The sequence below is a fragment of the Flavobacteriaceae bacterium genome, assembly GCA_014075215.1.
Lineage (GTDB): Bacteria > Bacteroidota > Bacteroidia > Flavobacteriales > Flavobacteriaceae > Polaribacter.
Genome location: CP046177.1, coordinates 3878310 through 3891589 on the forward strand (window position 1 = coordinate 3878310; position 13280 = coordinate 3891589).

A 13280-nucleotide genomic window follows, 5' to 3' on the forward strand; every position below is an offset into this window, starting at 1 on the left:
TGTGTGTATTTCTGTATAAAAATAAGGGGTTTTAGTGTGGTATCCAGATATGGATATTGATTTATTATTCATTTATGGATACCTTAGATTTATAAACAATTTAAAAGAGTATCCAAATATGAACATTTTAGATACAGAAAACCCAAATAATTATCAGTACAAGACAAATCATTTAGAAATTCATATTCTAGGCGGATTAAGAACTAATAAATTAGAAAGTTTACGAGTAACGTTATCGGTTCAAAAGCTGAAATCAAATAACGCTTCGACAAGCTCAGCCCATAGCATTCTAAGACATAGTATTGATTTATACAACGATAACCAAGTAGAAAAGTTTGTCAGAAGAATAGCAGAACGTTTAGAGATTGGGACGAGTGTCGTCCGCAAAGTTTTACAAGAACTTACGCACGAGCTAGAGAACTATCGTTTTTTACTACTACAAAAAGAAACAGAATCAAACAAACCATTTATAAAAGAATTAACTGCTAGTGAAGAAAAAGAAGCCATTGCCTTTTTAGAAAGGGAGAATTTGCTAGAGAGAACTAATAAGTACATTGGAACAAGCGGCGTGATTGGAGAAGAAACAAATAGACTTCTGATGTACTTATTATTTACTTCTCGTAAAACAAACAATCCACTTCATTGTATAAGTTTGGGAAGTAGCGGAGTTGGAAAAACACATTTGCAATCTAAAGTTGGAGAACTCATACCACAAGAAGATATACTCGAAGTCACTACACTCTCTGCCAATGCCTTATACTACTTTGCAAAAACAGAACTCTCTCATAGAATTATTTTGATAGAAGATTTAGACGGCGTACAAAAAGTATTATACACCATTCGAGAATTTGCCAGTAAAAAGTGGATAAAAAAAAGAGTAGTCCATAAAGATAAAAACGGAGTAAGTAAAACCATTCCCTTAGAAGTACAAGGACCTGTTTGTATTGCAGGAGCTACCACACAAGAAAGTATTTATGAAGACAATGCCAATCGTAGTTTTTTACTCTATATAGATGAAAGCTCAGAACAAGACAAACGTATCATGGATTATCAACGACTGGTTATTGCAGGAAAAATAGATGAGACAGAACAAATAAAAGCTAGAGAAGTTTTACAAAACGTACAAAGAATATTAAAACCCATCAAAGTAATTAATCCCTATGCAGAACACTTATCTCTTCCATTGTCAGTGTTTAAACCTCGACGTACAAACAGTCACTATTTGCAATTTATAAATGCCATCACATTTTATCATCAGTATCAAAGAGAACAAAAAGTAAATAAGGAAACTGGAGAAGTTTATATCGAGACAGAAATCGAAGATATCAAAGAAGCCAATGAATTAATTATTGATGTTTTACTTAGAAAATCAGATACACTTACAGGAGCAGTTAGAAATCATTTAGAGAAGTTGAAATTGTATCTTAAAGAGAAGAATCAAATCAAGTTTACAAGTTCCGAAATCCGTAGAAACTTACGAGTAAAAGAAACCACATTAAGACGTTATCATAAACAATTACTCTTAGAGAATTACATCAAGAAAGTACAAGGTGAAAAAGGACAGTTATATCATTTTGAAATTGTTGACATGAAAGAATATAGTGAACTCAAAGACCTGGTAACAAAGTCACTAAATAACTGTATCGAACAGATAAACCTCGCCACTACGCCATAGGTTCGCCACAACAGAATGGCGAAGTTAAGTATTACATACACAATTTGTTATATCTACTTCGCAACCAAACTTCAAAAAAGGTCAAGCACATGAAAAAATTAAAGCTATACAATGAGAGTTATAAAATATTTGTTACCAATTATAAAGAGTGGTTAGATATCTTAGGCTATGCAGAAAGTACAGTCTATTACTTGCCAAATCATCTACAAGAATTTTTCTATTACCTAGAACAAAATCATATTAGAAATATTAGTTACATCACAACCCAAACTGTAAAAGATTATTACAATTATTTACAGCAAAGAGTTAATGAAAGAAGAAGCGGAGGATTGAGTAAAAGCTATCTAAACAAACACCAACAAGCCTTAAAGAAGTTTAGAGAATATCTACAAAATCACAATCATAAAGGAATTAATATACATCTAAAATCAGAGAGAAACCCCACAGAAGAAAAGACAAATATATTAACGCAATCAGAAATCAAGGCATTATTCAATGCTACTAAGTATAGCCACCAGTACGACCATTATCGGTTAAGAGATAAAGTAATTCTTGTGATATTTTACAGTTGTGGATTACGTCGAAATGAAGCTGTTCATTTAGATATTAGCGATATTTTTTTTGATAAAGAAAGAATACTAATAAGAAAAGGAAAGAATTATAAAGAACGTTTTGTACCCATCAATCGAAAGAATGCAGAAATACTGGAAGACTATATGTATGAATCCAGAGATTTATTTAACCCAAAGAACACCGAAAGCTTATTTGTCAGTAAGCAAGGCAAAAGAATGGGCGGAATGAGTTTAGCGAACCGGTTACAGAAGATTGTACAAGCAAGTAATAACAAAGAGATTGTAGAAAAAAGAATTACACTTCACACATTAAGACATAGCATTGCAACCCATTTATTACAACAAGAAGTAAAACTAGAAAGCATCAAAACCTTTTTAGGCCACAGTTCTTTAGAATCCACACAGATTTATGTTCATTTATTAAAAATGATAAAAGATGAAACAGTATAAAGAATATTTAGAGAAAGAAAATTACAGTACAACAACCATTAAAAGCTACTCAAATCAGATTGATAAATTTATCACTTGGTGCAAGAAAAATGATACATCTGCAGAAGTTATTGAGTATGAAAACTGCATGAAATATCTAAAACATTTACAAAGAAAATACACCAATAAAAGAACTGTAAATCATGCCTTAGGCATTGTAAAAAATTACTTGAATTATTTAGTAAGTGAATGTTATAGAACAGACAATCCTATAGAAACAACCACAATCAAAGGAGTTAAAAAAGTAGTGAATCACAATTTATTAGAAGCCGACGAATTAGAAGATTTGTATTATTCATATCAAACAGAAAACATCACCGATCCTTACCACAGATTAACAGCAAAAAGAAATAAAATGATTGTTGGATTGATGGTTTATCAAGGATTAAACACAACAGAACTTATACATTTAGAAATCGAAGATTTACAACTTTACAAAGGAAAGATTTATATAAAAAGTGGCGCAAAAAGTAACAGCAGAACTTTAGAATTAAAATCGTGGCAAGTCATCCAATTTTTAGAATATATAAAAGAAGTCCGAGAAGAAATCATTGATAAAAAACACATTGTTAGCGAAAGAGTTTTTATACCAAACAACAAACGATTAGGAAATACAATCTATCACATTTTAAAGAAGTTAAAGAAGACAAACAACAAAGTAAATAGTTCAAATCAAATACGAGCTTCTGTGATTACCCATTGGTTAAAACAATACAATCTAAGACAAGTGCAAGTCATGGCAGGACATCGTTATATATCTTCTACAGAACGGTATCTACAGGATGATTTAGAATCTTTACACGAAGTTGTAAATAACTTTCATCCCATACAATAAAGCTTCGCTCGTCCTTCGTCCTCGCTTGCTAAAAAACCAATTAAGGGCGGTTATAAGGTGTTCGCTACGCCCCTCTGTGCAGCACTTTTTTTTGGCCAAAAAAAAATACATCGGCTTACAGCCGTTTTTGTCCAAAAAAAAGCTGCTGCCTCCCTGCTTCTGCTCCGCTCACTCGCAGCTCCTCTGTATTTTTGCTGACGGCTCCTATGGGTCGCCTACAAAAATCCACCGCTGCTTATCGGGCGCAGCCGCTGGTGCCAAAGCCTACTGCGCATTTTTTTTTAATCGATTTATTATTTTTATAATAAGGAGAAAAAAAATGCTTGTGGCGCGTCCACGCTGCTCACTTAATCGTTCGCAGACAATGTGTCCACGTCGGCTTTGGCGCTGCGCTTTCGCTGCGCTGGTTTTGCGTACAACGCAGAACACTCAATCGGCGTTGGCCTCTATAAACAGTACGGTTAAATCAAAAAAAGGGAAATACATAGTGGGCTATTATCCTGAAATGAGTTGACCGTTTTTTTAGCTAAATCCTAAAATAGATTTACAACCCGGAATCAATCCTAAAATGAGTTTACAGTTTTTAAAATCAGTACGGAAAACACTTGAGATATCACAGAGGGAAGAACTTACCATAAACGATGTAGTTCCGATGCTGAACGCACTATCGCTTGTCGGTTTTAAAAAGCTGACGATTTATCTCCCTGCTATAACCCTTTCTATAAATCCTCATCTTTTTAAAACGGAGGTAAACCGTTTTAATAATTGGCGATTTTTTAGAGGTGGAAAAAAGCCAGGGGAAAAATCGACAAGTATTAAAATGAAGCAACCGAAGGGCGCTAGTCTTCACAAAGAGCATAAAAAAAGAAGCTACCTAATTAAAAGATAACTTCTTACTTAGCAAACGATTTTAGTCCTCTAAGACGTCGTAGCTAAAATACGACTTTTTTACTTAAAAATCAAAGCTATTATCATCAATCTTAGTTCCACTGTGCGCTCAGGTAGCTATGAGCCTGGAGTATTTTACATAATTTACATTATAACTTACAAGCGAAGAACCGATCAAATAGTAAACTCCTGAATTTGTATTATAATGCCAATTATGTACAAATATCGAGGGAAAGGAAACGGAAAAAACACAGGGGTTTTGAGGAACGAAAATACTGGGTTTTTGGAGTGCGGATTTAATCATAAAATCATATATTTACAATGGTCATGAAGTGAGGACGTTCTTAAAAAAATCTGTTTTTGTCAGGTATAAGCGATAAAAAATGGGCTTTTATTAAAAAAAACGCATAAACGTCTATCCCTTTGGTCTGCGTCATAAAGGGTATAATAATGTTGTAAGTTCCAATGGGAATAGTACTGCGCAAAAGTTTGGCTTTGGTGGTAAGGAACATCAAGATGAATTAGGTTTAGAATGGTATGATATATCTGCACGAAACTACGACCCTGCTTTAGGACGTTGGTTCGTAGTTGATGCATTAGCAGATGCTAAAGGATTAATTCATCAAAGCCCTTATAGTTATGCTATGAATAATCCAAATGTATTTACTGATCCTGATGGGAACTGCTCTCCAGGAGTAGATTGCAGTGGAATTGCTAGAGCATTTGAGTCTGGAGTAAATCGAATATCAAAAGCTATAGGTTTAGATAAAATGAGTTTTAAACTTGAAGGTACAGCTAGTGCAAAAATAGGTCTTGCAGCTGGCTTTAAAGTCAAAGAAGCTAGTCTTTTTGAAGTTAGTGCTGAAGCCAATGCTTTTTCTTTTGATTTAGCTAGTGGGTCTGCGGATTTTACTGATCCACTTAATCCAGATTCTTATACAGGTAATCATACTTTTAACGATAGTGAAACAAGTATTACTCAAGGTGTAGGTGTTGGTATTAAAGAAAAAGTTTTCGATAAAGTTGGTTTAGGTGTTGAAATTTCTCACGAGGTTAGTGATATTGGTGACCCTTCTACTTCAAAAAATACTTCAAGTATTACTCTTGGAGTCGAAGTTTATAGTGGAAATGGTAAAAAAACTTCTCCAGATGGAACAGCTTCAGCGAAAACAGAAGATAATAAAACTTGTTATTGTATAGATTTTGGAGTCGCAGCTCAACTTGTATTAGGTATAGAATTAAATTTACAAGTAGGTATTGAAGTAGAAGAATAAATGAACTTTATGAAAAAAATTAATATAATTATTTTTCTTATGCCTCTTTTTGTTTACGCCCAAACTTCTTCAAGGAGTGATGATAAATACACGTATAAAAATATTGGTGGAGAAGAAGGCTTAATTCAGAATAATAAAAAAGTGGGGTTATGGAAAAGTTACAAAAATGATACTCTTTATGATGTTAACTATTATTACAATGATAAAATAAAATTTATTTTTGATAAAAATGATTTTATTTTAAAAGAAAAAAAAGAGTTATTAAACGAAACTTTTAAAGTAAGTATTCCAAAATATTGGAAACAAATTAAAGGTAAGGGTAATTTATTATTTTCTGTAAAAAAAATAAATGAAGATCTTAAGTTTCAACAAACATTTTCTTTTACCAAAATAAAAATAGATAGTGCTTATAACTTTGTAGAGAACATAAAGGTAATGAGCAGTTACTTCAGTAAACAAAAAAAAGAATTTAAATTAATTCAGAAAAGATTTATTGAGCCAAAAATTAAAAACTATAAATCTGCAAAAATAGTTTTCAGTTTTGAAGAAAAAGATGATTTATACGGAACAATATTATTAATTTGTAAGATGGATGATTTTTTAATAGTCCTAACAGGGACTGCTTTATTAGATAATAATGAATTTATAAAAAATAAGTGTGTTTCTGAAGAAGTTTTTTCTACTTTACGTGTTAATGATCAATATATATTTGACAAGCTAAACGTTTTTTATTAATTATGAATAGTTTATTTAATTTAAAAAGAGTGCATTTTTTTTTCATTTTATGTTTATTGAGTGTAAAGTTTCCATTTCCTATTTTTTATGTTACATCTGCCCTGCATATAATTTTATGGTTTTATTTATACTATATTGTTCTAGATAAGAATTTTAAAACCAATAAAATTTTAGGTTACTCAATAAAAAACCACTTATTACTTGGTGTTATTTCATTTGTCTTGTTTATAAGTATTTTTCAATTCTCGAATCCTGTTTCCAGTTTTTTCTTTATTATATTCTTTTTCGAGCTTTTAGTATTAATTACGTCTGTTTATAAATGCCATTTTAGAAATAAAAAAAATAGGTTTTTATATTTTATACTACTATTTAGTAGTTTAATAGCAATTTGGATTTTACCATTAAATAAGATTGGTAATAATGCAGAATAGTTGATAAAGAATTTTTAAAACATAAAATATTGTAAAACAATAAATTGACATATTAGTTATAGTAAAAAAAGATGAGCTGTGAGGTTCCCCCCGTATTCTATGATAAAAACAAGTAAAAGTTGAGATATTATTTTTACTAATTTATGCAGCAAATTTAAAAGTATCTACATAGGGTGTTTGTCGTTTGACAACGGCAAACACTCTTGCTATTAATTTGTTTCTAATAATGTTAACGGTACTCATTTTACTTTTGCCTTGTTTTATTCTTTTATGATAGTATAATTTCATTTCTGGGTTATGTTGTATAGCAGAAATAGCGCACATATTAATAATTGCTTTCAATTTTTTATTAGCCAAATGAGAGACTTTTGTACGTCCTTTAATACTAGTTCCAGATTGGTAAGGAAAAGGAGCAACACCACAATAAGAGGCAAACTTTCTCCAGTTTTCAAATTTTGAAAAATTGTCAGTAAACACAATCATCATTATAGCAGTTTGCATTCCTATACCTTTAACACTAGTAACAAGTTTATAGGTTTCTTTTAACATTATATTTTGGTCAATAATAGCTTGCATTTGAGTATTAATCTTGTGTATTTGTTTGGTTAGTTCTGCAATCATTTTTTGTTGAACGTCAAAGATTATTTTATACTCTTTTGCTTTATAAATTCTTTTTTGTTCTTTCAAAGTAACTTTAAAACCAGCTCTTTGTTTGTTAAGTTTTGTCCTTAAAGATAAGAGACTTTTTAGTTGTAATATACTTCTTTTAGGTAGCTTACTGGGTTTAAGTTCTTCTTTTAATCGATACCCATATAGAGCAATGCGTTTGGCATCAATTTGGTCATCCTTTCCACGAGCAATACCAATAGATCTTTTAATTTCTAAACCAGAAGCTATGAAAAAAGATAATTTTTGTTCAGTTAAAGACACAGATAATAAATGAGAGTACATTCCTGTATGTTCAAATACAAACATGGTTTCTTCTTTAGAGAAAGACGAATTTTTAAAACTCCACTTTAGCATTAATTTAAATCCAGATTTACTGTTCTCAAACTGTTGAACAATTTGTTTAGAATAGATACAAACATCAATTAATAATTTACTGACATCGATTCCGATAATTTCATTTGTTTTCATAATTTTGTAATTAGATATTAATAATAGTTACTTAAACTAAGACCTTTAATAAGGGCAGAAACTGAAATTCTATATGGTTCTAAGTAACTTTTAAAAAGAACGGAGACTAATACGGGGGATGGCTCTAAAAAGCTAGCTGGCCGCTAAAGTTCACTCCGTTCTTTTGTGTTTTTGGTTATCAACAAAATAAGAGTTATTAACAAAGAAAAAAAGAAGCAAAAAAAGAAATTTCATCATAACTATTATGTTTTTATTTTAAGTAATTATTTCTATTTGCTAATCTAAAGGCTCCCGCTAGTTTGTAACTAGTGGCGTCAAAGATGATAACAACAAAAAGCTATGCTGCAAAGCGTAGCTTTTTGTATTTTAGCAATGCTATGAGTAGAAATTATAAATTTTATAATAAGAGTGGTTTATATTTTGTGAGTTTTGCAACAATCAATTGGATAGATGTTTTTACACGACAAGTCTATTTTGATGTATTAGCAGACAGTATAAATTATTGTAGAAAGGAAAAAGGAATGGAGTTGTATTGTTATTGTTTTATGCCAAGTCATGTACATTTTATTTTTCGTTCATCAAATAGCGAACCTTCAGAATTATTAAGAGATTTTAAACGACATACTTCAAAGAAAACTATAGAAGCTATAGAAAACAATCCACAAGAAAGTAGAAAAGAATGGTTATTATGGATGTTTAAAAGAGCAGGAAAGAAACAGGGAAATATCTCTAAATATCAGTTTTGGCAACATCATAATAAACCTGTAGAGTTATGGAGTGAAAAAGTTATCAAACAGAAAATAGATTATATACATAACAATCCTGTAGAGAGTGGTTTTGTAACAAATTCTATTGATTGGAAATACTCAAGTGCTAGGAATTATGCAGATGATACTACTATTTTAGAAATAGATAGTACAGGATTTTTTGAATAGGCTTTCACTCTTTGGGTTTTCTAATAAAAAAAGGTTGTTCAAGATTCCAATTGTAGAAAGTAACCAAATAGTCTAAAACCATTTTATATTCAGGAGTTTGTTCAAAATCAAAAAAGAAACCTTGGTCAGCCTCTGTGGTATTGTCATAATGCGCTGCTAAGAGACGTATATTTTCTTCAAATTTATAAGGGCAATTTTGGTCATTAGGTAATGTTAAGCTTTCATTTGTTTGTTTGCCAAAATGCTTAAAAAAATCGTGCTCATCTTTAATGTGAAACTTCATAGCTAAAAATTAGTATTTATAATAGCACTAATTTACAAAATAGCTTTTAAAAAGATTAGTTGAAGTTCACAAATTTTACAATAAGTTGTTTTAGTAGTTCTTTGTCTTTTAAAGCAAGTTTCTGAGACTTTTGTATTAAAAGAGTTAGTTCAGTATCCTTTTCTTTATCAAGTCCACATAAGGCATCTAAAGAGACTTCTAGTTTTTTAGCAATCGCCAATACTACATCTAGTTTTGGTACCACTTCACCACGTTCATACCGTGCAATATTTCCATGACCTATCCTTAAATGGTTAGCCAATTGTTTTTGAGTAAGCTCTTTTTTAGTTCTATAATGCTTTAGGTTTTGGATAAAATCAGATAAAATTAAGTTCATAAAAGGTGTTTTAAAAAAAGATTCGTGCAATTTTTCTGTAAAAATAAGGGATTAAGAGCAAGTATCCAAATATGGATATTGTTTTATTACTCATTTGTGGATACCTTAGATTTTTCAATGCACTTTAAAAGTATCCATATATGAATATTTTAGACACAAGTAACACCAACAACTACAAGTACACTACAAAACATTTAGAACTCCATATTTTAGGTGGAATTAGAACCAACAAATTAGAAAGTCTACGAGTAACAATAAGCATACAGAAACCCAAACAGCATAACGTTTTAAGGCAAAGTATAGACTTGTATAATGATAATCAAGTAGAGAAATTAGTACGAAAATCAGCAGAAAGATTAGAAATAGGAACAAGTATCGTAAGAAAAGTATTACAAGAACTCACACACGAATTACAGAATTATAGATTTTTATTATTAGACAAACAAGCAGAAGCCTATAAACCCTACACAAAAGAGTTAACAGCTAAAGAAATTGCAGAATCAGAAGAATTTTTAAGACAGGGAAACTTGCTAGAGAGAACCAACAAATACATCAGTGAATCTGGAGTTATTGGCGAAGACGTTAATAGATTGCTGATGTATTTAATTTTTACGTCAAGAAAAACCAACAATCCTTTGCACTGTATTTCTTTGGGAAGTTCTGGAACAGGTAAAACACACCTGCAATCTTCTATAGCAGCTTTAATGCCAGAAGAAGATATTATAGAAGTAACTACTTTATCTGCAAATGCTTTGTACTATTTTGCTAAAACAGAGCTCTCTCATCGAATTATTATGATAGAAGATTTAGACGGCGTACAAAAAGTATTGTATACCATTAGAGAATTTGCTAGTAAGAAATGGATTAAAAAACGCGTGGTTCATAAAGATAAAAACGGAGAGAGTAAAACCATTCCCTTAGAAGTACAAGGCCCTGTTTGTTTTGCAGGCGCTACCACCCAAGAGACTATTTACGAAGACAATGCCAATCGTTCTTTTTTATTATACATAGATGAAAGCCAAAAACAAGACAAACGTATTATGGATTATCAGCGATTAGTCATTGCAGGAAAAGTAGATGAAAGCCTACAGCATACAGCCAAAAGCTTATTGCAGAATATACAGAGAGTTTTAAAACCCATCAAAGTGATTAATCCGTATGCAGAATATTTAGAGCTTCCGCAATCCGTTTTTAAACCAAGAAGAACCAATGCTCATTATTTACGATTTATAAGTGCCATCACATTTTACAAACAATACCAACGCGAACACAAAGTAAATAAAGAAACTGGAGAAGAATACATAGAAACAGAAATAGAAGACATTAAAGAAGCAAATGAATTAATTATAGAAGTATTATTAAGAAAGTCAGATACATTAACAGGAGCTTGTAGAAATCACTTAGAGAATCTAAAACATACTTAAAGGAAGAGAATACAACCACGTTTACAAGTTCTGAAATTAGAAGAAAATTAAGACTCAAAGAAAGTACATTAAGAAACTATACTAAACAACTCTTATTAGAAGGTTATATAAGATACGTAAAAGCAGAAAAAGGGAAAATGTATCATTATGAAATTGTTGATATAGACGAATATACAAACCTTAAAGCGCAGATAAATAAAGCGTTACAAGACTGTATAGATAGAATAAAAGGTAAAGAATAATACTTGTCTGTACGACACGCACCCTCGCAAGTTCGCAACCACTTCGCAAGTAGCATTTTTGCGAAGTTATTTAATTAACAATCAGTTTATTAAATAAGGTTCGCAACAAAGCTTCAAAAAACACATACCGAGTAAAAAATAAAAAACGATAAGAATGAAAAAATTAATACTACAAAACGAACCTTATAAAATCTTTGTGAAGAACTTTAAAGAATGGTTAGACATCTTAGGTTATGCAGAAAGTACAGTGTATAGTTTACCCTTACATCTTCAGGAGTTTTTTTATTATTTAGAGCAAAGTAGTATTAAAAGTATCAATGATATTAGTACAAAGACAGTCAAAGAATATTATAGTTATTTACAAGAAAGGCCCAATCAAACAAGAAATGGAAGTTTAAGTAAAAGTTACTTAAACAAACACCAACAAGCTCTTAAGAAATTTAGAGAATATTTAAAACAACACAACTACAAAGACTTCAATATACATTTAAAAACAGAAGAGAATCCAACAGAAGAACGAATCAATATACTTACACAATTAGAAATTAAAGAACTCTTTAAAGCAACAGAGTATAGTCATAATTATGAGCATTATAGATTAAGAGATAAAGCCATCTTAGTAATCTTTTACAGTTGTGGATTACGCAGGACGGAGGCCGTCAGCCTAGATATAAAAGATATATTCTTTGATAAAGAGCGCATACACGTTAGAAAAGGAAAGAATTACAAGGAACGGGTAATACCCGTCAATAGATACAATTTACAAATCCTAGAAGACTATGTCTTTGAATCACGACCACAATTTACTCGCACTGAGCGAAGTCGAAGTGAAGAAGCACTATTTATTAGTAAACAAGGCAAGAGAATGGGCGGAATGAGTTTATCAAACCGATTGCAGAAAATTATACAAGCAAGTAATAACAAGGAGATTGTAGAAAAAAAAATTACACTACATACATTAAGGCATAGCATTGCAACACACTTATTACAACAACAAGTAAAGTTAGAGTCTATCAAAACCTTTTTAGGCCACAGTAGCTTGGAATCTACACAACTGTACACTCATTTATTAAAAACAATAGAAGATGATAGGGTATAAAGAATATTTAAAGAAAGAGAATTATAGAACAACAACAATAGATAGTTATACAAACGAGGTAAAGAAATTTAATTCTTGGTGCAAGAGAAATCATACAACTCCAGAGCAAATAGATTACAAAACTTGTATGAAATATATTAAACACTTACAAAGAAAGAATACTAATAAAAAGACGGTAAATCATAAACTTGGAATCATAAAGAGCTATCTAAACTATTTAATAGCTGTCGCCTTGCGGCCAGATAACCCGATAGAAACTACCACCATTAAAGGCATCAAAAGAACAGTCAATTACAACATCTTAGAATCTGATGAATTGGAAGATTTATATTATAGTTATCAAAGCGACAATGTCGCAGATAAGTACCACAGACTGTGTGCAAAGAGGAATAAAGTAATCGTTGGTTTACTAGTCTATCAAGGATTAAATACAACAGAACTCATACAATTAGAACTCGAAGATTTACAACTTTATAAAGGCAAAGTTTATATAAAAAGTGGAGCAAGAAGTAACTCAAGAACATTAGAATTAAAACCCTGGCAAGTCATAGAATTTTTAGAATATATAAAAGAAGTTAGAGAAGAAATTATAGATAGAAAACAACTACAAACTGATAGAATCTTTATTCCAAGTAACAAACGCTTGGGAAATACAATCCAGTTTATTTTAAAGAAGTTAAAAAAGATAAATCATAAAGTAAATAGTTCCAATCAAATAAGAGCAAGTGTAATTACAAACTGGTTAAAACAATATAATTTAAGAGAAGTTCAAGTGATGGCAGGGCATCGTTATATATCTTCTACAGAACGTTATGTACAAAACGATTTAGAATCTTTACATGAAATTGTAAATAACTTCCATCCAATACAATAAAATCTTAAATT

14 protein-coding genes are annotated in these 13280 nt (G+C 30.9%); 11 read left to right on the forward strand and 3 right to left on the reverse strand.

The window, feature by feature from the left end:
- Window positions 1-118 precede the first annotated feature (118 nt).
- From GKR88_19245 to GKR88_19275, 7 genes are all read left to right on the forward strand, one after another.
- Entirely contained in the window at window positions 119-1675 is a 1557-nt protein-coding gene (locus tag GKR88_19245) for a hypothetical protein (GenBank protein ID QMU66789.1), read from the forward strand.
- A gap of 89 nt (window positions 1676-1764) precedes the next feature.
- Window positions 1765-2697, forward strand: a complete 933-nt coding sequence (locus GKR88_19250; protein ID QMU66202.1) for a tyrosine-type recombinase/integrase — start codon at window positions 1765-1767, stop codon at window positions 2695-2697.
- Complete coding sequence (locus tag GKR88_19255; GenBank protein QMU66203.1) at window positions 2684-3571, forward strand: tyrosine-type recombinase/integrase; 888 nt, start codon at window positions 2684-2686, stop codon at window positions 3569-3571. Before GKR88_19250 ends, GKR88_19255 begins: the two co-directional genes overlap by 14 nt.
- Window positions 3572-3698: 127 nt before the next feature.
- Window positions 3699-4085, forward strand: coding sequence for a hypothetical protein (locus GKR88_19260; GenBank protein QMU66204.1), 387 nt, complete (start codon window positions 3699-3701; stop codon window positions 4083-4085).
- 54 nt (window positions 4086-4139) lie between these two features.
- Window positions 4140-4460, forward strand: a complete 321-nt coding sequence (locus tag GKR88_19265; GenBank protein ID QMU66205.1) for a hypothetical protein — start codon at window positions 4140-4142, stop codon at window positions 4458-4460.
- Between the two features lie 406 nt (window positions 4461-4866).
- Window positions 4867-5733 (forward strand): hypothetical protein, encoded by an 867-nt coding sequence (locus GKR88_19270; GenBank protein ID QMU66206.1) that lies wholly within the window; start codon window positions 4867-4869, stop codon window positions 5731-5733.
- Window positions 5734-5742: 9 nt separating this feature from the next.
- Window positions 5743-6468: a hypothetical protein gene (locus tag GKR88_19275; GenBank protein QMU66207.1), complete on the forward strand. Its 726-nt coding sequence runs from the start codon at window positions 5743-5745 to the stop codon at window positions 6466-6468.
- A 572-nt stretch (window positions 6469-7040) separates the two neighbouring features.
- On the opposite strand, the gene GKR88_19280 is transcribed toward GKR88_19275, so the two are convergent.
- Window positions 7041-8036, reverse strand: coding sequence for a transposase (locus tag GKR88_19280; GenBank protein ID QMU66208.1), 996 nt, complete (start codon window positions 8034-8036; stop codon window positions 7041-7043).
- A 377-nt stretch (window positions 8037-8413) separates the two neighbouring features.
- On the opposite strand from GKR88_19280, the gene GKR88_19285 reads away from it, so the two are divergent.
- On the forward strand, window positions 8414-8971 hold the full coding sequence (locus GKR88_19285) for a transposase (GenBank protein ID QMU66790.1): 558 nt from the start codon (window positions 8414-8416) through the stop codon (window positions 8969-8971).
- 4 nt (window positions 8972-8975) lie between these two features.
- Here the strand turns inward: GKR88_19285 and GKR88_19290 are convergent, their stop codons facing one another.
- Window positions 8976-9254, reverse strand: a complete 279-nt coding sequence (locus GKR88_19290; protein QMU66209.1) for a hypothetical protein — start codon at window positions 9252-9254, stop codon at window positions 8976-8978.
- Between the two features lie 55 nt (window positions 9255-9309).
- Window positions 9310-9630 carry a helix-turn-helix domain-containing protein gene (locus GKR88_19295; GenBank protein QMU66210.1) on the reverse strand — a complete coding sequence of 107 codons (321 nt, stop codon included), beginning with the start codon at window positions 9628-9630 and terminating at the stop codon, window positions 9310-9312.
- A 140-nt stretch (window positions 9631-9770) separates the two neighbouring features.
- Between GKR88_19295 and GKR88_19300 the strand changes: the two genes are divergently transcribed.
- From GKR88_19300 to GKR88_19310, 3 genes are all read left to right on the forward strand, one after another.
- Complete coding sequence (locus GKR88_19300) at window positions 9771-11054, forward strand: hypothetical protein (protein ID QMU66211.1); 1284 nt, start codon at window positions 9771-9773, stop codon at window positions 11052-11054.
- Window positions 11055-11450: 396 nt separating this feature from the next.
- Complete coding sequence (locus GKR88_19305; protein QMU66212.1) at window positions 11451-12395, forward strand: tyrosine-type recombinase/integrase; 945 nt, start codon at window positions 11451-11453, stop codon at window positions 12393-12395.
- Complete coding sequence (locus tag GKR88_19310) at window positions 12382-13269, forward strand: tyrosine-type recombinase/integrase (protein QMU66213.1); 888 nt, start codon at window positions 12382-12384, stop codon at window positions 13267-13269. The genes GKR88_19305 and GKR88_19310 overlap by 14 nt, the downstream gene beginning before the upstream one ends.
- The last annotated feature ends 11 nt before the right edge of the window (window positions 13270-13280 follow it).

Excerpts from the sequence above, each read along its gene's own strand:
- GKR88_19245 (QMU66789.1), top strand. The coding sequence starts at position 119 with ATGAACATTTTAGATACAGAAAACCCAAATAATTATCAGTACAAGACA.
- GKR88_19250 (QMU66202.1), top strand. The coding sequence starts at position 1,765 with ATGAAAAAATTAAAGCTATACAATGAGAGTTATAAAATATTTGTTACC.
- GKR88_19255 (QMU66203.1), top strand. The coding sequence starts at position 2,684 with ATGAAACAGTATAAAGAATATTTAGAGAAAGAAAATTACAGTACAACA.
- GKR88_19265 (QMU66205.1), top strand. The coding sequence starts at position 4,140 with ATGAGTTTACAGTTTTTAAAATCAGTACGGAAAACACTTGAGATATCA.
- GKR88_19275 (QMU66207.1), top strand. The coding sequence starts at position 5,743 with ATGAAAAAAATTAATATAATTATTTTTCTTATGCCTCTTTTTGTTTAC.
- GKR88_19280 (QMU66208.1), bottom strand. The coding sequence starts at position 8,036 with ATGAAAACAAATGAAATTATCGGAATCGATGTCAGTAAATTATTAATT.
- GKR88_19285 (QMU66790.1), top strand. The coding sequence starts at position 8,414 with ATGAGTAGAAATTATAAATTTTATAATAAGAGTGGTTTATATTTTGTG.
- GKR88_19290 (QMU66209.1), bottom strand. The coding sequence starts at position 9,254 with ATGAAGTTTCACATTAAAGATGAGCACGATTTTTTTAAGCATTTTGGC.
- GKR88_19295 (QMU66210.1), bottom strand. The coding sequence starts at position 9,630 with ATGAACTTAATTTTATCTGATTTTATCCAAAACCTAAAGCATTATAGA.
- GKR88_19300 (QMU66211.1), top strand. The coding sequence starts at position 9,771 with ATGAATATTTTAGACACAAGTAACACCAACAACTACAAGTACACTACA.
- GKR88_19305 (QMU66212.1), top strand. The coding sequence starts at position 11,451 with ATGAAAAAATTAATACTACAAAACGAACCTTATAAAATCTTTGTGAAG.
- GKR88_19310 (QMU66213.1), top strand. The coding sequence starts at position 12,382 with ATGATAGGGTATAAAGAATATTTAAAGAAAGAGAATTATAGAACAACA.